The organism is Sphingobacterium sp. UT-1RO-CII-1, from assembly GCF_026711005.1.
Taxonomy (GTDB): Bacteria; Bacteroidota; Bacteroidia; order Sphingobacteriales; family Sphingobacteriaceae; genus Sphingobacterium.
This window is the reverse complement of sequence record NZ_JAPPVJ010000007.1, coordinates 19548-39015: the sequence shown is the minus strand read 5'-3', so window position 1 is coordinate 39015 and position 19468 is coordinate 19548. Positions and strand designations below refer to the sequence as shown.

The window sequence follows — 19468 nt, the reverse complement described above, 5'->3', positions numbered from 1 at the left end:
ATCAATCTAAATTTAAATCCTTTATTTTCCTATACAAAGTACGTTCGGATATACCTAATTCTTGCGCTGCAGCTTTTCGTTTTCCTTTATGCTTCTTTAGCGCTTTTTTAATCAAATCAGATTCTTTCTCAACCAAAGACAATGACTCTTCAACCTCTTCAGCTTCTTGAGTTTCATACGACATATAATCTGCCCCTGGCTTCACGTTCTGCGTTGGATTATGAATGGTAATAGTAGGTTGTCGATGCTCCTCCCCCAACAAATTAGCAGCACCAGGCGTCACTTCATTATATAACTGGCTAATATAAGGTGAATTTTGTTCAAATGTACCGGGATTAACGCCATTCTGAATTAACTCTACAACAAGCTTCTTCAGATCAACCATATCCTTTTTCATATCGAACAAAACCTTGTATAACAGATCTCTTTCAGAAAAATCATCTTTCGTATTTCCTTTCACAAAAACAGGTAAACTAGAAACCGTTTCCGTTGGTAAATATTTGGCTAGGTTATCCACATCAACTATACGCTCCTTTTCTAATACAGCAATCTGCTCAGCTATATTTTTCAATTGCCTAACATTTCCGGGCCAAGTATAATTCATCAACAACTCCTGAGCTTCAGGCGTAAGTTGAACACTAGGACTACGGTATTTATCAGAAAAATCAACTATAAATTTACGAAAAAGCAAGTTAACATCCTCCTTACGTTCCCTCAAAGAAGGCACACGTAAGGGAACCGTATTCAAACGATAATAAAGATCCTCACGAAATTTACCTCGTTTAACAGCCTCATAAACATCAACATTCGTAGCAGCAACTACACGAACATTTGTCTTCTGAACTTTCGACGACCCCACTCGGATATATTCACCTGTTTCCAAAACACGCAACAACCGTGCTTGGGTACCTAGTGGAAGCTCCCCAACCTCATCTAAAAAAATAGTTCCCCCATCAACTACCTCAAAATATCCCTTTCTAGCCTCATGAGCTCCAGTAAATGAACCTTTCTCATGCCCGAACAACTCAGAATCAATAGTCCCCTCCGGTATAGCCCCACAGTTTACAGCTATAAATGGTCCATGTTTTCTAGCACTTAACTGATGTATAATATGCGAAAAAACCTCTTTCCCCGCTCCACTTTCTCCCTGTATTAAAACAGAAATATCTGTCGGAGCCACTTGTCTGGCTACATCTATAGCACGATTCAATAAAGGCGAGTTACCTATAATACCAAATCTATTCTTTATATCTTGATTATCCACTCTTTCCTCTTTTACAATACAACTTTAGTGTACAATGCGACCGATAAGTGTTGCCGAAGTGCAGCGTTCAACTAAAACATTAGTATATTCTCCTGGCTTAAAACGTTCGTCCACCGGAAAAACAACCATAGAATTCTGATCATTCCTTCCACAATAATCAGCATCAGAACGTTTGGAATAACCTTCTATTAGCACTTTATGTATTTTACCGACATAATCCTGCAGACGGTACAAACTATGCTCCTGCTGTTTATTAACAACTTCTGTCAACCTCCTTTTCTTCACATCCTCTGGCACATCATCTTCATAACGTTTAGCAGCCAGAGTTCCAGGACGCTCAGAATAAGCAAACATATATGCAAAATCATATTTCACATAATCCATAATGGATAAAGTTTCTGCATGCTCTTCCTCTGTTTCAGAGCAGAACCCCGTTATAATATCAGTAGATATAGCGCAGTCTGGAATAATACGACGTATAGCGTCTATTCTTTCCATATACCACTCTCTATCATATGTTCTGTTCATCAATTCCAATACACGTGAATTACCAGACTGCACAGGTAAATGAATATATTTACATATGTTTTCATAATTCGCTATCATATGTAACACTTCATCAGTAATGTCTTTCGGATGCGAAGTCGAAAATCTAACACGCATCTCTGGGCTAACCTCAGCAACCAAAGCTAGAAGCTGCGCAAAATTTACGACAGGCAAAGACTCTTCTCCTTCTTTCACAATAGGGCTATACTTATAAGAGTCAACATTCTGGCCTAATAGCGTAACCTCTCTATAACCAGCATCAAAAAGCTCCTGAGCTTCCTTTACAATAGAGTGAGGATCCCTACTCCGCTCACGCCCACGGGTAAAAGGAACAACACAAAACGAACACATATTGTCACAGCCGCGCATGATAGAAATAAAGGCAGAAATACCATTAGAATTTAACCTTACAGGGTTAATGTCTGCATAAGTTTCTTCTCTTGACAGAAGAACATTCACAGCTTTAGCACCATCATCAACCTGATCTATCAAATTCGGAAGATCTCGATAAGCATCCGGCCCTACCACTACATCTACCAACTTCTCTTCTTCTAGGAATTTAGCCTTCAAACGCTCAGCCATACAACCTAAAACGCCTACAATCATGCCTGGATTTTTAGCCTTCGCAGATTCAAATTCTTTCAAACGATTACGCACCCGCTGCTCAGCATTTTCCCGAATCGAACATGTATTAATAAAAACCACATCCGCTTCCTTATAGTCTTTTGTAGTTTCAAACCCATTATCCACCAATATCGACGCGACTATTTCACTGTCAGAAAAATTCATCTGACAACCGTAACTTTCAATATATAGCTTTCTCCCGGTAGACTTTCCGGTAGGTAACAATTCTAATGCTTCCCCTTGACGAGACTCATCATGTGTTTTTGTAGTATGCCCTAATTCAATCATGACTCAATTTAAAAGAGAACAAAGTTAAGAATAAAAACTTAAAATTATGCCACAATGGCAGACTTTAAGGTTTTTTTAACAAAAAACAAAAAATATCTGATAAAAAAATAAGGGAGCTATATTCACAGCCCCCTTACTCCAAAAATATCCTCAAAGAAACTAATAACCCGCCTCTTCTTTAGCCGAATTAATCATTTTATCACCAGCGACTACAACGATCTCGACACGACGATTTTCTGCACGTCCAGACTCTGTATCATTAGATGCCAATGGTTCAGAATAATTCTTCCCCTCCGTTTTAATGCGAGATGAAGCCATGCCTTGAGATATCGCAAATGTACGCACTGCAGCAGCTCTGGATTCTGAGACTTTTTGATTCGCTTCATAGCTCCCCACATTATCAGTATGACCTATAACTAAAATTTCTGTATCTGGTTCTTTATTTAAAGTTGCAATCAAGTTACCAATATTCGTTTTTGCTTCTGCTTTAAGCGTTGAACTGTTAAAATCAAATAAAATACCTTGATCGAATTTAACAATAATACCCTCTTCAGCTTTAATAACTTCAGCTCCAGCTACTGTATTTTCAATTTCCTGTGCTTGCCTATCCATTTTCTTTCCAATCAAGCCACCAGCTACCCCTCCTATTGCTGCTCCAGCAATAGCACCGATAGCTGTATTCCCCGCCTTCCCACCAATCAATGCACCTAAACCGGCACCGGCAGCCGTGCCAATACCCGCACCTTTAGTCGTGTTGCTTGCATTTTGAATAGTACTACAACTCGTCAACAACATAACTGATGTTGCCACAGACAAACCGTAAACGGCTATTTTTTTATTTAATTTCATATTCAATACAAGTTTAATAAAGAAAAACAATCTCAATAATAGAGAACAAAGCAAGTGCCAAAAAACAAACTTAGCTAATTTTTCAATTACCGCTCTTGTGGCGGAATCTCTAATTTTGGTAAACGAACAGACTTTGGTCTTCCGTTTTTATCCCAAGTCTCCAAAGAAGTTTTAACATAATTCATAAAGTCATACTGTCCCCAGTATTGAACCCGGCTATAACTAGGTCGATATAAATCCATAAAGGACTGTAATTCGTCACCTTCTAACCCCGTTAATTCTGAAACAGATGTTTTATTAAAAACACGGTCTACACCACTTTCTTCAATCTCTCTATCCATTAATTTAGAAAAGCGCTTCGCATTCTTTGCATCTCGGCCAAACAGATTATATAGCGCTGTAGCCGGGCTTCCTAAATACGTCCCTAAAGTATTTTTCCCTCCATTGTAAACCCCTTTTTTCGAGTAATCATCAAGCATATCCCTCATTTCTGCTTCCTTACTTAACCTACTAACTACAATCGTTTCGATTGTAAGCCCCTCTTGCATCTCGATCAAAATGTCATCCTGCGTAAAAACAGCAGTCTTAATAGGACCATATCCTGTTTTCGTAAAAGATAAGCTATCCCCAACAGACGCTTCGATAATAAACACTCCAAATGTATTTGTTGTGACACGCTTATTTGTACGTGTATTTACCACATTTACATCCGATAAACGAACACTACTACCCTTCTTCAGAACAATCCCCGATATACCACCACCTTGAGCAGACACTACAAAAGGAATGAAAGACACTACTACTGCTACGAAAGACAGTAAAAAGACATGTTTTATCTGTAAATACATTTATTTAAAAGTAACAAATGTTTAATTGAGAATATGTTAAAAAGTGATAAATCCACAGCGATTTAATGATAAGGATAAAAAACAAAATTAGCCCCTTCGGGAACAACAACAAAAAGACACATAAAATCACCTGCCGCTTTATAACTCTTTATAAAATAGTCTTTCCTATCTTCTTGAACCAAACCTTTATCCAAAAACTCCTCTAGTGAACTTACATGTATACTCCACTGTGTCCCTAGCTCCTCCCTCAAAAGTATAGGCTCACCCACATTGACCTCATGCTGATGAGCAATAAATATTGGATATAACGTATAGCCCTCAGCAATTACTTCTCTAGAAACCTCTTTAATCGATTCGCTATAAAAATCAAGATCACGTTTTAAACTCTTCAGTGGACTTGGTTTCTGTGAATCGTCACCATACGAACGATTTCCTGCCATTAGATCTTCAATATCCATGTTGTTTTTTCTGATTTTTAAATAATTTTATCTTTTCAGATGTAAAAGGACTACGTTTTCAACATGCTGCGTATGAGGGAACATATCCACCGGTTTAATACGAACAACCTCATATTTCTCTTGTAAGACAGCTAAATCTCTTGCTTGCGTAGCCACATTACAGCTTACATAAACCACCTTAGGAGCTTCAATCTCCAAAATACGACTCACCACTTGAGCATGCATCCCTGCTCGCGGTGGGTCTGTGATAATAACCGTTGGTTTTCCATTCTGTAATACAAAATCACTTGTAAGCACATCCTTCATATCTCCCGCATAAAATTTTGTATTTTCAACACCATTTAGCGAAGAGTTAATTTTAGCATCTTCTATTGCCGATGCTACATATTCGACACCCACTACCTCTTTTACTGATCTCGCCACAAAATTTGCTATTGTACCAGCTCCTGTATACAAATCATAGACTAACTCATCCCCTTTAAAATCAGCAAAATCAAGTATTATTTTATACAACTCATGAGCTTGCGCTGAATTCGTTTGGTAAAAAGACTTTGCTCCGACCTTGAACTTCAGGCCATCCATTTCCTCGTATATAAAATTTCTACCAGAATAAATCTCTACTTCCTGATCAAAAATAGTATCATTACGTTTTTGATTTACAATATACAACAAGGAGGCTAATGTAGGGAATTCATTCTTTATAAAGTCCATTAATAATTCGACCTGCCCCTCCTCAGGATATGCAAAAACAACAATTAGCATAACCTCTCCCGTTGATGAAGTCCTTATTATTAAATTACGTAATGCCCCCTCATGTTCTCGAAGGTCATAAAAAGATATCTCATGCGCAATTGCAAAATCACGCACTGCATTGCGGAGCATATTAGAAGGATCTTGCTGTAAATAACAATGGTTGATATCTAATATCTTATCAAAGCGTCCTGGGATATGAAAACCCAAAGCATCTCTTTCATTCGTATCCACCTCTTCATCAATAGAGGTAAGCCAACGTTTGTTAGAAAACGTATACTCTAATTTATTTCTATAATATTCAGTCTCCGCAGATCCTAAAATAGGCTCCATACAAGCAGTATCTACTTTGCCTAGGCGACGCAAAGCATTATCAACGTGCTGTTGCTTGAACAGAAGTTGTGCATCATAATGCATATGTTGCCACTTACAGCCTCCACAGGTTCCAAAATATTCACAAAAAGGTGTTACTCGATGTTTCGACGACTCTTTAATGTGCGTAACCCGGCCTTCCAAAAAGTTTTTTTTCTTACGTAGTAACTCCACATCAACCAAATCACCGGGCACAGCTCGTTCAATAAACATAACTAGCTCATCTTGCTTAGCCACCCCTTTACCCTCTTCTGCGATATCGACTATACGGACATCGGATACAAACTTTTTATCCTGCGGAATTCTTCTTCTCATAATAGCGCAAAAATACATTTTTTGACGAACAATCAGACACAGTAATAGAAACGAAATATGAAAGGCTACTACCCTAATTACATTTTATCTCCAGCTTAAATCAGAAACGACCATCCTCACTAAAGTAAAGAGTAAGCAGGAAAGTTAACTTAGAGAATTATAAGAAAAAAATTATATTAGAGCTGCTTGAACTAAATAAGGTAAAATTTCCTTTTGGAAGGAGATAAAGTTTTTTCGCACATCTGCGTCTGTCACTGCTGTAAAAGCGAAAGAAAAAACAATGTTTTTACTGGACTTAATCAAAAATGTCAACCGATCTTCCGGAACTGTCCCCGCAATGGTTTCATTTTGGATAAATGAGCTTAACAACAAAAACTCTAAGTCATCAGACAAGGTCTTTAAATACTCTTGCGCATTAGCAGATTCACGAATAAATCCCCAACCAACAAACTCGTTACAAACAGTATAAGTAACTCGGCTAACACGCAAAATTGTATTAGCTAAAAATGTAGAAAGATCTCTTTCCCTGACGTTTTTGTCTAAAATATCTTGAACTCCCTCCCGAATATAATCCATCAAGACTTCATGAAGAATCAATTCTTTACTGGCAAAATATTTATAAAAAGTGGCTTTGCTAATATGAGCTTGCTTCGCCAAATGACTAACGCTCGTTTTATTATAGCCATATCGTCGAAACAGCTCACGAGCTGTTTTTTTTATAGACAATACAACTTCTTCACTTTCCATAACTTAATTCTGAATATAATAACGTAGCTCTCCACTTCCACTAACATAATATGGTTTTAAGGGACATTCTGCCACATCAGCTGGCGAGCCATCTTGCAAAAGCCACTTTGCCCCCGACACCTCATCAACAATAAGCGCGCCCTTCACAACAACTCTATTACGTTTTTCAGGATTCACTGTACTACAACGATCGTAGGCTATAAATTTAGGCTGATTCAATGTCCCCATATTATATACAATTAATCCTGCAACCCCTCCTTCAACATAAGCGTAACCTCCAACTCCAAAAGCATCGTTGTGAGTTGCTTTACTAAAACTGGAATTTACTATAACATTAGGCACCACATTACAAGAGCTACCACCACAACTATAAAAAAAAAGTAACACAAAGAGAATCGAGTAACAAATACCTCTGCTTAACATAACTAGACCAGCTCTGTCTCAAACTGAGAAAGGAAACGTACGTCATTTTCTGAAAAAAGACGTAAATCTTTGATTTCATACTTCAGATTTGTTATACGCTCAATACCCATTCCAAATGCAAAACCCGAATATTTTTCACTATCAATACCACAATTTTCCAAAACATTGGGATCAACCATACCACAACCTAATATTTCTACCCAACCAGATTGCTTACAAAGATTACATCCTTTTCCTTTACAGATACTACACGATATATCCATTTCAGCAGATGGCTCTGTAAACGGAAAATATGATGGACGAAAACGCACTTTTGTACCTTCTCCGTAAAGCTCCTGAACAAAATAAAATAAAGTTTGTTTTAAATCCGCAAATGAAACATTTTCATCGACATACAACCCTTCTATCTGATGAAAGAAGCAATGTGCTCGCGCTGAAATAGCCTCATTACGATAGACCCTCCCTGGCATAACAGCTCTAAAAGGAGGCTTCCCCATTTCCATCATACGCACCTGCACAGAAGAAGTATGCGTTCGCAATGCCATATCATTACCTTCTCTCTTTTCAACAAAAAAAGTATCTTGCATATCACGAGCAGGATGCTCAGGGGGAAAATTTAGCGCTGAAAAATTATGCCAGTCATCTTCAATTTCCGGCCCCTCAGAAACTACAAAGCCAAGTTTTCTAAAGATAGCCACGACCTCTTTGCGGACTAAAGATATAGGATGTCTAGAACCAAGTTCTACCCCCTCACCTGGTAAGGTTAAATCTCCCTCCTCACGTTGCAAGCCTACCCCCGAGTTATCAGAAAAAACAGTTTGCCACTCTGCATATTTACTTTCTGCTAACTGTTTAAATTCGTTTAAGACTTTACCTAACGTCTTTTTTTCCTCGCTAGAAACAGTCTTAAACTCCTCAAACAAAGATTTAACAAGTCCCTTAGCCACTAAGTATTTTAAGCGAAACTCCTCAACCTCAACTGAAGACGAAGGAGCTAACCGATTTATTTCTTCGGTATATTGTTGTATCTTATTTTGCAACATAAAAGCAAAGATACAGCAAATATTATAATCTCCGATTACGCTAGCTGTATTTTAACTTGAAAAAACTTCACTTCTAAAAAGGCAAGCCACTTGTGTCATCATTATTTTCTGTAAAATCAACCTCTATATCTTTTTCTTCTTCGAAAGAAGATTCTCGAGCAACTTCGGACTTACCTGTAGGCTCAAAATCTGATGCACGACCTAGCAATTTAAAACTATCACCAACGATTTCTGTTACATATCTACGCGTCCCTTCCCTATCTTCAAAATTACGCGTACGTAAACGACCTTCAATATATACTAACTTCCCCTTTTTCAGAAATTTAGCAGCTAAATCCGCCAAGTTCCGCCACATCACGATATTATGCCATTCAGTATGCTGCATCCTTACACCATCTTTATTATACGTTTCTGAAGTAGCTAAAGGAAAACTGCAAACAGTCACGTTGCCGTCTAAATAACGCACTTCTGGATCCTTGCCCAAATGCCCTACTAAAATCACTTTATTTACACTTGCCATAATTTAAAATTTAGAGTTAATCAGTTGTTTATTCTCCTCAAGAAAAGAAAATATAAGTTTGTGTTTTGCTAAGCTATCTAATTTTTCTAACAAAACGTAATCCCAATTGTTTTTAAGATCTTTCAAAGAACTCTCATTATCAACAAGGTAAAAGCGAGCATAAATATTTTGATGACTTAACACATGTTTTATAGGCTTACCAATAAGCTGTAGTTTAACATCTCTTTTAAAGAGAGAATCAAATAATTGCGCACCTTGAAGCTCATTAGCCGAATAATCTTGATTGGTCTCAATCATAGGGAATTCATACAAATTAGTCCACACATCTCCCTCACCACGTCTCGACATTAACAATTTATTATCGGAAAAAATCAAAAAATAATGAAAATACCTATTTCGACTAGGTTTTCCCTTTAACTTTACAGGAAGTCGAGAAATACTTTCATCACGTAGTGCCACACATGTCAACCGAAAAACACATGTGTTACATAAAGGATTCTTAGGTTTACATTGTAATGCCCCAAAATCCATAATTGCCTGATTATACAAGTCCGCATTATCTTTATCTAATAACTCGTATGCAACCTTAGCAAAAATCTTCTTCCCTTTCGTAGAATTTATAGGCTCCTCTATGCCTAGATAACGCGAAAGAACCCGATAAACATTACCATCCACAACAGCTTTAGCTTCATTGATAGAAAAAGAAGAAACCGCTGCTGCAGTATATTCACCTATACCTGGCAGTTTAATAAGATCCATATATGCGGACGGAAAAACAGACCCTAACTCTTCTACTACAACTTTTGCAGCCTTATGCATATTTCGCGCTCTAGAATAATAGCCTAATCCTTGCCACATTCTTAAAATATCTTCTTCGGGTGCTTCCGCAAACTTTGTTACATTTGGATAAGCTTCAATAAAACTATAAAAATAAGGTAGCCCTTGTTCGACACGGGTTTGCTGAAGAATAATTTCAGAAAGCCATATTACATAAGGGTCTTTACTAGCTCTCCAAGGCAGATCTCGAGCGTTCTCTGCATACCAACTAATTAAATTTTCGGCGAACAACATACGCAAAGGTGGAGATTTTTTCTCTATCAAAGCAAATGTTAAAATTGTTAAAAAAGGTGAAAATTAAAAAATAAGCGACTTGAAAATATACATTTGTAGCCGTATCATTTAAAAACTGTTTTTATTATTGACGATGTTAAAGAAAAAAACTGCTATTCTTTTTATTGAACAAGACGGCACTTCTGCCAAAGAAATACAAGTCCCTACTTTTATATTAAAGCATTGGCAAAAAATAAGTATCACCTTATTAATGTGTATTATAGCAGGAGGAGTATCACTCGCATATTTCGTAAAGCTTAATACAACAGCAGAGTACACTGCAGTTTATGACAAAAAAATACGGGAGCTGACACAGGAAAACCACCAACTTGGTTTGGAGGAGATGAATAATCAAATGACCACCGAGCAAATGAAGAAATCATTTTATGCAATAGACAGTACACTTGAGCGCATAAATGAGAAAATGAAGAAAAGAGGATTGAAAGAAATTAAAATGAAAAATGTGGGAGGCCCCATAGAAAAAGAAGATGACCTTGTAGAACTGTCTAATTTTTATGACAAACAACTCAAAGAGCTAGAGTCTAAACTTGAGGGCATTCCATTTGGCATTCCACATCATGGTAGAATAACCTCCCGTTTTGGTTATAGACGAAACCCATTTACAAATAGAGGTCGTGAAATGCATTCTGGTGTAGACTTAAAGGGAAGAACAGGTGATCCAGTTAAGGCAACTGCTAATGGTACAGTAACCTTCGCCGGCTATAAAGGTGACTATGGATATGTCGTAATGGTACAACATAAAAATGGTTATGAAACAAGGTATGCACATTTAAACAGAACAAAGGTAAGACGAGGCCAGCGAGTCGACGTAGGAGAAACTATTGGACTATTAGGTAGTACTGGAAGAAGTACTGGGCCACATCTGCATTATGAAGTATTACAACATGACCGAAAGTTAAATCCGGAAAGATATTTTCAGTTTTAATCCTTAATGAAATAATCAAAAATAACTAATAAAATCAAAAGAGGTTGTAGTTGAAGTCACTGCAACCTCTTTTATTTTCCTCACCAATCGTCTTCTCGATTTCAAAACTTAACAAGAATCTACACTTAAATAAAATTTTCCATTTGCGTTTAATATTTTTTTACCACTTTTGCCGACTAAAACTTTTCAAATGCGCAAGTTTCTTTTTTCTTTGCTATGTGTTTTCACAATTAGCAACAACTTATTTGCTCAAAGCAAAACTTACAAAATAAGCTATCAGCTTGACTTATCACAACTCATAAGTCAAGTAAAAGATGAGAATAGTTTATCAACAGAAATATTACAAGGCCTATCAGATTCGTTTACAGCAGAAGATTTGTCCCCAGTACAAGCTTGGGTAAATCAAGAGCATATACGAGTAGTAACAAATATACTTAGCGAACATATCCAAATTACAGATAAAGTAAATAAACAATCTTACATACTTTATCCAGAGATAGAAAGTTATAGCCAAACAGAAATAGCTATATCTCCCTTCATAGAGGAACAAGGTTTAGACAGCAACACTGATAATTTTCAAGTTCAATTTTTAAAAGACAGCACAAAAAACATAGCTGGTTATACTTGTAAACTTGCTATGATTAAAATAAATCTAGACGACTACGAAGGTAACATTGACGAAACATCAGAAATAAAAATCTGGTATACGGAAGAAATCCCTACTTTTTATTGGAATGAATACGCCTATTTAAATCAGGTTCCAGGGGCAGCTTTATCCATTAATTCATTTGGTGTTGAATTAAATGCAAGTATTGTGGAGGAAGTAGAATTTAACCAAGCCCTTTTTGAAATACCCGAAAACTATTCATTAACAGAGGATACAGACCACGAGGAAACAGATCTTGGTCATGGCTTATTCACATACACGGATAGCATTAGCTACAATGTGGGTATACGTGATGCTGATTATAACATTATTACAGAAGCTATATATTCGTACATTTCCCCATTCGAAGGAAATTATGCTATTGCAGTTAACCAGGATGCCAAATATGGTGTTATAGATGTTAATACAACAGAAATCATTCCTTTTCAATGGGACTACCTAAGTTTTGATCCAGAAACAAACTACATAATGTTTAGTGAATCAGAACTTATGGGATTAATGACTTTAGAACAAAAAATTATAGTACCTGCCAAATATGAGTTTATAAACTTCTTCATAAACGGTTTCTCTATATTTACAGAAGCAGGAAAACAAGGTGTCTTTGACATGAATGGAAAGGTTATCGTCCCTGCCAAGTTTGAAAGTATATTGGATTACACAAAAGAATCACTAATTTTTTATGAAGGAGATAAATATCAGTTTTTAAATTTAAAGTCCAACAAAATATCGACAGGCAACTATGAATTTATTTGTGATGCTAATGAAAACGGTTTATTATTAGCCATCCAAGATGGAAAATATGGATATATCAATAGTAATGAAAAAGTTATTATTCCATTTAAGTTTATGTATGCGACACCTTTTACCGAAGGAATAGCTACAGTCTATGAAAATGAAGACGAGAACATATTATACATCAATACCAAAGGAGAATATATTAATCCTTCTTCGAATTAAACATTAATAATTAGGATATTTCACAGAAAGAGTGGCTATTTGGCCACTCTTTCTTATTTTTGGCCAAATGACAAGCCAAACATTCCATATTGCAACATTACATCGAGGTCGATATATGATTTTTCTATTGGTAGGCGTATCGCTTGTGACAACTATCATTGCACGTCTACCTATCATTGAAATAGCAAAAATACTAAGCGTTTTATTAACACTGCCTATACTCATATATTTAAGTACACGACTTAGTAGAAACCATTCCGAATGGACCTTAACAGGCAAAAATCTACACATTCGTTTCCCCCAAAAAAAACAAGAAGAAATTATCAAGCTAGCAGACATCAAATACCTTAGGAACGTGCCTCGATCAGGCGGAAACTTAATTATGTTTTTTTTAAGAGAAAAGAAATCTCCACAAAGATATTGGCGCAATAAACTGTTTGAAAGAATGGACGATCTAGACAGTCTTATTCATCAGTTACGACAACATGGCGTGGAATACTATTATATGTAAAATTAAAGTATGACCAATATGAGAAAATTATTGATTTTGTGTCTTTTAACAGCAGGCAACTTCTTATTCGCACAGCGAGCCGGCTATTGGCAACAAACCGTAGACTATAAAATGGATATCAATGTCGACGACAACAATTACCGTTACGACGGAAAAATGTCCTTAGCTTATAGCAACAACTCCAACCAGAATCTATCAAAAGTATACTTCCATCTCTACTTCAATGCTTTTCAACCAGGTAGCATGATGGATTACAGATTATCCAATATCACCGACCCAGATCGTCGCATGATAAAAAATATCGGAACGTCCGATAAACCAAAAACTCAAAGTAAAATAGCTACATTAACACCTGATCAAATAGGATATCAAAACATCCAAAATTTAACGGTAAACGGCGTAGCAGCTAATTTTACAATAGATGGTACAATACTAGAAGTTACTCCTTCAAAACCAATTTTAGCGGGAGAAACAGTAACTTTCAATATGGAGTGGGATGCACAGGTGCCAGAACAGATCCGCCGTAGTGGCCGAAATTCTGCCGAGAACGTCGCATTATCCATGGCTCAGTGGTATCCTAAAATGGCACATTTTGATGAGTTCGGCTGGCACCTGGACGAATACGTCGCCCGTGAGTTTGTGGCTCCTTTCGGAAATTTTGATGTAACAATACATATTAACCCTACTTACGTTATTGGCGCATCTGGCAAACTCCAAAACCCGAATGAAGTTAAAGGCTATCAAAATAATGCTACCATAAAATCAAAAAATGGCAAAGCTAGCTGGAACTTCAAAGCTGAAAACATACACGATTTCGCATGGGCAGCAGATCCAAAACTTGTTATTGACTCCGCAAAAAGCAATGGGGGCGTCACAGTATATACAGCTTATATTCCAACCAACAACGAAGTTAAAGAAAACTGGAATATAGCCCTAAAATTAGCAACCGAGTTTTTTGACTTTTGCGAGGCTCGTTACGGAGCTTATCCTTGGCCAACATACAGCATCGTACAAGGTGGAGATGGTGGCATGGAATATGGAACAGCAACACTAGTTACAGGCGGAAGAAATATTAAAAGTCTTGTCGACGTAATTTTTCATGAAGCTGCACACTCCTGGTATCAACATCTTTTTGGGATTAACGAAACTGTCGATGAATGGTTTGATGAGGGGTTCACAAGTTATATCCAAGACATAGCTTTTCAGCATTTGTTCGAAAGAAAAGGAAGTCTGGATACAAACCCCGTAATTAACGCCTATCGTGCATATTACAAGCTAGCTTTATCAGGAAAAGAAGAACCTATGAGTCTACTAGCAGATTATTACAAAACCAACTATGCCTATAGTAATCAAGCCTATAACAAAGGAGCAGTAATGGCCGAGCAACTAGGCTATATTATTGGAAAAGAAAATTTAGACAAAACTTTCTTAAAATTCTATGAAATCTGGAAATTTAAACACCCAACGCCTAATGATTTTAAACGAGTGGCAGAAGATATCTCTGGTATTAACCTAAAATGGTACTTCAACCTTTTTATCAATACTACACGAACAATAGATTACAGTATAAACAAAATTACTGATAGAGAGATTGAAATAGAAAATAAGTCTGATATTGCAATGCCAATTGACCTATTAGTCGAGTATCAAGACGGTTCTAAAGAACTTTTCTATATCCCACTACGAGAAATGAGAGGCGAAAAACAAAAAGAAACTTACGCGCTATACAATGACGTAAAATGGACAGTACTTACAGATTGGTTTTGGACAAAACCGACATATACAATACATTTAAACAAAAAAGTAAAAAAGGCAGAAATTGATCCCACCAAACGACTAGCAGATATTGACCACACCAACAATATAAAAGAAGTATCAAAGTAAGATCAGTGACCATTATAAAATGATCATCACTTTGAAAATATTCATATCCTACAACGCATGATATGAATATTTTCAAAATCACTAGAAGATAAAGCAAACACAAAAGTATATATATGCGCATTGGTTATAGATGTGCATATATATATTGCTCATTCGTATCTTTGCACTATGATTTACTTTCACATTCCTTTCTGTAAACAAGCTTGTCATTACTGTGATTTTCATTTTACCACCTCTCTAAAGTACAAATCTGAAATCCTACAGGCTTTAAAAGATGAAATCACTCTGCGCAACCATTATTTACAAGATCAGAATATTCATTCGATCTACTTCGGAGGAGGCACCCCCTCACTATTAAGTGCGGATGAAATTAAAGCATTAATAGATTACGTAGCAAAATATTTCGTACTTGCTCATGACGCTGAAATAACATTGGAAGCTAACCCTGATGACCTCAATCTACAAAAGGTACAAAGTCTAAAAAACACACCTATAAATAGATTCAGTATTGGTATTCAGTCATTTTTTGAGGAAGATTTACGCTGGATGAACCGTGCACATAACTCAACTGAAGCCGAAACGGCAATAAAGACTGTCCAGGATGCCGGTTTTCAGAACGTCACAGCAGATCTAATTTATGGTTACCCCTTACTAACCAATGAAAAGTGGCAAAGCAATATAGCCAAATTAGTAGACTTCTCAATACCGCATATCTCGTCTTATGCTATGACTATTGAAGCTAAAACAGCTTTAGCTCATTTTATCAAGCAAGGAAAAACAGCCCCAATCCAAGATTCGCAAAGTGCTGTACAAATGACAATGCTTATTGAAGCACTCTCTTCACAAGGATATGATCATTACGAGATTTCCAACTTTGCAAAAAATCAAAAATATGCAAAACACAACACTAACTATTGGTTAGGAAAACACTATCTTGGTATAGGGCCCTCCTCCCATTCTTTCAATGGATTATCAAGACATTGGAATATCTCAAATAATGCAAAATATATAGAAGGCATAAAAAATGAAAAGCCATTTGCAGAAAGCGAAAACCTATCATTCTACGATCGCATAAACGAGTATCTTATGACTTCATTGCGGACCATGTGGGGGATAAGTTTAAATACAATACAAAACAATTTTGGTCAAGACGTCCTGCAACATATAGCTAAACAGATAACCCCTTTTATAGCGACAAAAGACGTCCAAATGATAGAAAATCACTATACACTTACCAACAAAGGGAAACTTCTAGCAGACCATATAGCATCTGAACTATTTTTAATAGAGGATGATTAAGTTTCTACATAAACTATTATTTAAAACCAGCTTAACCTAATAAATGGATTTTAGTAAAAAACAGTTTACTGAAAACTTAACAAAAACAACTAAAATTTAAAATTACAAAAAAATACCGCTATTTTTTATTAAAAACACATATTTAATATGTAAACAAACCTAAAAATTACTAATTATTCAAAATAAATGGTTTTACATCACTGTAATACCTAAGTTTGTGGCACAATCTTTTATAACTATTAAGATGATACAAACCACACCTTTTGAACAAGAAATAAGCAATTACAAAACCAAACAGAATGCAACAGTTAAACTCATCAAAATCCTTAGCGATCTCTGGTTTAATGATGCTATCGAACTCGTACTATTTCGCAATCAGCTAGTCGATCGTAGAGTCAGCGCCATTCTTAATCTACATCAAAACTCCAAGTCATTAACACAAAGAGCAGTTACTGTATTCGAAACTTTAGAAATTGCTCAAGTCATACAACAACTAGAGCTTTTGCCTTCTAGAATAGATATTGGAACACTAGCGCTAGAAGTCAGACAGGAACAAATAAACAGCGAGGCTCTTTACAGCTTTCTAGCAGAAAAACTCAGCCTAGCAAATCAACATCAGTCTTTCGAGCCTCGCGATGTAGTTCTTTATGGATTTGGTCGTATAGGCAGATTATTAGCAAGGGAGTTAGTAAATAAAGTCGGTGCTGGTATGCAACTCCGCTTACGTGCAATAGTTACAAGAGATGACATAAACCAAAAAACCTTAGCGAAAAGAGCCAGCTTACTACGCAACGATTCTATACACGGAGATTTTGAGGGGCTAGTAGATATTGACCTTGAAAAAGCTGCGCTTGTTTTAAACGGAATAACAATACCTATCATTTCTGCTAAAAATCCAGAAGATATAGACTACACACAGTACGGAATAAAAAATGCTTTGATAATCGATAATACTGGAGCTTTTCGTGATCAAGAAGAACTCTCAAGACATTTAAAAGCTAAAGGAGCAACGCAAGTATTATTAACCGCCCCTGGCAAAGGAGTTCCGAATATTGTATATGGAGTTAATCAAAATGAAATCGACAATAACAAAAGCACATCAATATACTCTGCGGCTTCTTGTACCACAAATGCAATCTCTCCAGTATTAGCTATAATCCAAGACAACTTAAAAATTAAAAAAGGACATATAGAAACTATACACGCTTATACCAACGACCAAAACTTGGTCGATAATATGCATAAAAAATCAAGAAGAGGCCGGGCAGCCGGGTTAAACATGGTTATCACCGAAACTGGTGCAGGTACAGCCGTAGCAAAAGTACTTCCCCTTTTAGAGGGAAAATTAACTTCTAATGCGATCCGTGTTCCTGTTCCAAATGGTTCGTTAGCAATCTTACAGTTAGAAGTCGAAAAGGAAACAAATACTGAACACCTTAATGACATATTGAAAAAGGCAACACTAAATGGTGCTCTTGTCGAACAAATTAAGTTTTCAACAGACATTGAACTCGTCTCATCAGATATTATCAGTAGTTCGGCTGCAGCCATTGTTGATGCTCCCGCAACTATTGTCGCATCCGATGGTACAAGTATCATACTTTATGTGTGGTATGATAATGAATACGGCTATACACATCAAGTTATGCGCCTAGCACGTCATATAGCTGGAGTACGTAGGTTTACCTACTATTAAACGGTATCCAATTTTCATTTTATAGGTCTACTTAAGATCAAAAAACTGCCCTTCTAAATGGAGGGCAGCCTTTTTAATCAACTTACTAGCACATCTTATATCTCAAGTAGCCTTTGAGTGACAATATACTTCATAATAACTTTTGTAGCACCAGCGTTCTGCACTACATACTTACGAGCAATTTCCCCCATCTCTTCTACTTTATTTATATCATCAAAAACTGCCATAATTCTATTAAAATCTCGTTGACTATCAATACTTAGAGCCGCCCCATATTCAATAAGCTCAACTGCCTCTCGAAACTTCGTATATCTCGGTCCAAATAATACTGGTAAGCCATAAGTAGCTGCCTCTAAAGTATTATGAATACCAACACCAAAGCCACCACCTACATAAGTCACATGACCGTAACCATAAAGCGAAGATAATAACCCAAAATTATCTATAACGAGTACTGATGCCTCTTCCAACTCATCACTTGTATAAGTTAATGCTTTTGAATAAAACAAAACACCTCCAAATAACTTCTTAATCTCTAACAGATGAGACTCATGGATTTCATGTGGTGCCAAAATTAATTTCCATTTCCTAGAATTATCGACAAAACTTGCCAATATCTTCTCATCAGGCAACCAAGTGCTCCCAGCTACTAATGTATTCACAGAGTTTTTAAGAAAACACTCTATTATGGGCAGAGACTGACGTTCATTTGGCAGATCAATAACCCGATCAAAACGAGTATCACCCGCCAATCCAGCCCTAGTGATATTTATCGCTTTCAACCAAAGTACAGACTCAGAGTTTTGTGTAAAAAAGAAACTCACCTTCTTTAATACCCCTCTAAAAAAACCTCCGTACCATTTGAAAAAAATTTGGTCCTCCCTAAAAATTGCAGATATAAGAAGCAAAACAGTGCCATTTTTATGCAGTACATTAAAATAATGATACCAATACTCATATTTTGTAAAAACAACAAACTTAGGCTCGACTATAGCTAAAAACCTTTCCGCATTTCTACGAGTATCAATCGGCAAGTAAAATACATAATCGGCTAAATTCGTATTCTTTCGCACTTCATAACCTGAGGGAGAAAAAAAAGTTATTAATATTTTTTGCGCAGGAAACTCTCGCTTTATCGCTTCCATCACTGACCTTCCTTGCTCAAACTCTCCTAATGAAGCGAAATGAAACCAAACAGGTTTACACCCCTTCTCAATCGTTTGCTCTATTTCATCAAACAATCCTCTTCTCCCCTTCACCCAAAGCCTAGCCTTAGTATGAAAAGGAGAAATCAATCGTAAAATCAATGTATATAGACCAATACCTATATCGTATAGCACCCGCATGTTAA

18 protein-coding genes are annotated in these 19468 nt (G+C 36.6%); 6 read left to right on the top strand and 12 right to left on the bottom strand.

What is annotated here, in order from left to right:
* Position 1: 1 nt before the first annotated feature.
* The 11 genes from ORI89_RS15075 to mutY form a co-directional block, all read right to left on the bottom strand.
* Entirely contained in the window at positions 2 to 1264 is a 1263-nt protein-coding gene (locus tag ORI89_RS15075; RefSeq protein WP_268231337.1) for a sigma 54-interacting transcriptional regulator, read from the bottom strand.
* A 24-nt stretch (positions 1265 to 1288) separates the two neighbouring features.
* Positions 1289 to 2722 (bottom strand): tRNA (N6-isopentenyl adenosine(37)-C2)-methylthiotransferase MiaB, encoded by a 1434-nt coding sequence (miaB, locus tag ORI89_RS15070; protein ID WP_268231336.1) that lies wholly within the window; start codon positions 2720 to 2722, stop codon positions 1289 to 1291.
* Between the two features lie 159 nt (positions 2723 to 2881).
* Positions 2882 to 3571: an OmpA family protein gene (locus ORI89_RS15065; protein ID WP_326494319.1), complete on the bottom strand. Its 690-nt coding sequence runs from the start codon at positions 3569 to 3571 to the stop codon at positions 2882 to 2884.
* Between the two features lie 86 nt (positions 3572 to 3657).
* Entirely contained in the window at positions 3658 to 4419 is a 762-nt protein-coding gene (locus ORI89_RS15060) for a hypothetical protein (RefSeq protein ID WP_268231334.1), read from the bottom strand.
* Between the two features lie 62 nt (positions 4420 to 4481).
* A complete protein-coding gene (locus tag ORI89_RS15055) occupies positions 4482 to 4877 on the bottom strand; it encodes a hypothetical protein (protein ID WP_268231333.1) in 396 nt (131 codons plus the stop codon).
* Positions 4878 to 4904: 27 nt separating this feature from the next.
* The gene (rlmD, locus tag ORI89_RS15050) at positions 4905 to 6314 is read right to left on the bottom strand and encodes a 23S rRNA (uracil(1939)-C(5))-methyltransferase RlmD (RefSeq protein ID WP_268231332.1); all 1410 of its coding nucleotides are present in this window, start codon (positions 6312 to 6314) and stop codon (positions 4905 to 4907) included.
* Positions 6315 to 6485: 171 nt separating this feature from the next.
* On the bottom strand, positions 6486 to 7061 hold the full coding sequence (locus ORI89_RS15045; protein ID WP_268231331.1) for a TetR/AcrR family transcriptional regulator: 576 nt from the start codon (positions 7059 to 7061) through the stop codon (positions 6486 to 6488).
* Positions 7062 to 7064: 3 nt separating this feature from the next.
* Positions 7065 to 7448 (bottom strand): hypothetical protein, encoded by a 384-nt coding sequence (locus ORI89_RS15040; RefSeq protein WP_268231330.1) that lies wholly within the window; start codon positions 7446 to 7448, stop codon positions 7065 to 7067.
* 38 nt (positions 7449 to 7486) lie between these two features.
* On the bottom strand, positions 7487 to 8527 hold the full coding sequence (pheS, locus tag ORI89_RS15035; protein WP_268231329.1) for a phenylalanine--tRNA ligase subunit alpha: 1041 nt from the start codon (positions 8525 to 8527) through the stop codon (positions 7487 to 7489).
* Between the two features lie 73 nt (positions 8528 to 8600).
* A complete protein-coding gene (locus ORI89_RS15030) occupies positions 8601 to 9047 on the bottom strand; it encodes a single-stranded DNA-binding protein (protein ID WP_268231328.1) in 447 nt (148 codons plus the stop codon).
* 3 nt (positions 9048 to 9050) lie between these two features.
* Entirely contained in the window at positions 9051 to 10148 is a 1098-nt protein-coding gene (mutY, locus tag ORI89_RS15025; protein ID WP_326494318.1) for an A/G-specific adenine glycosylase, read from the bottom strand.
* A gap of 103 nt (positions 10149 to 10251) precedes the next feature.
* Between mutY and ORI89_RS15020 the strand changes: the two genes are divergently transcribed.
* From ORI89_RS15020 to ORI89_RS14995, 6 genes are all read left to right on the top strand, one after another.
* A complete protein-coding gene (locus tag ORI89_RS15020; protein WP_268231327.1) occupies positions 10252 to 11103 on the top strand; it encodes a M23 family metallopeptidase in 852 nt (283 codons plus the stop codon).
* Between the two features lie 190 nt (positions 11104 to 11293).
* The gene (locus tag ORI89_RS15015) at positions 11294 to 12727 is read left to right on the top strand and encodes a WG repeat-containing protein (protein ID WP_268231326.1); all 1434 of its coding nucleotides are present in this window, start codon (positions 11294 to 11296) and stop codon (positions 12725 to 12727) included.
* Between the two features lie 115 nt (positions 12728 to 12842).
* Positions 12843 to 13238 carry a hypothetical protein gene (locus tag ORI89_RS15010; protein WP_268231325.1) on the top strand — a complete coding sequence of 132 codons (396 nt, stop codon included), beginning with the start codon at positions 12843 to 12845 and terminating at the stop codon, positions 13236 to 13238.
* An 18-nt stretch (positions 13239 to 13256) separates the two neighbouring features.
* On the top strand, positions 13257 to 15122 hold the full coding sequence (locus ORI89_RS15005; RefSeq protein WP_268231324.1) for a M1 family metallopeptidase: 1866 nt from the start codon (positions 13257 to 13259) through the stop codon (positions 15120 to 15122).
* Positions 15123 to 15290: 168 nt separating this feature from the next.
* Positions 15291 to 16421, top strand: a complete 1131-nt coding sequence (gene hemW / locus ORI89_RS15000; protein WP_268231323.1) for a radical SAM family heme chaperone HemW — start codon at positions 15291 to 15293, stop codon at positions 16419 to 16421.
* A 244-nt stretch (positions 16422 to 16665) separates the two neighbouring features.
* On the top strand, positions 16666 to 18117 hold the full coding sequence (locus ORI89_RS14995) for a glyceraldehyde-3-phosphate dehydrogenase (RefSeq protein WP_268231322.1): 1452 nt from the start codon (positions 16666 to 16668) through the stop codon (positions 18115 to 18117).
* Between the two features lie 95 nt (positions 18118 to 18212).
* Here ORI89_RS14995 and ORI89_RS14990 read toward each other — a convergent pair whose 3' ends face one another.
* Positions 18213 to 19463 (bottom strand): 3-deoxy-D-manno-octulosonic acid transferase, encoded by a 1251-nt coding sequence (locus ORI89_RS14990; RefSeq protein ID WP_268231321.1) that lies wholly within the window; start codon positions 19461 to 19463, stop codon positions 18213 to 18215.
* Positions 19464 to 19468 lie beyond the last annotated feature (5 nt).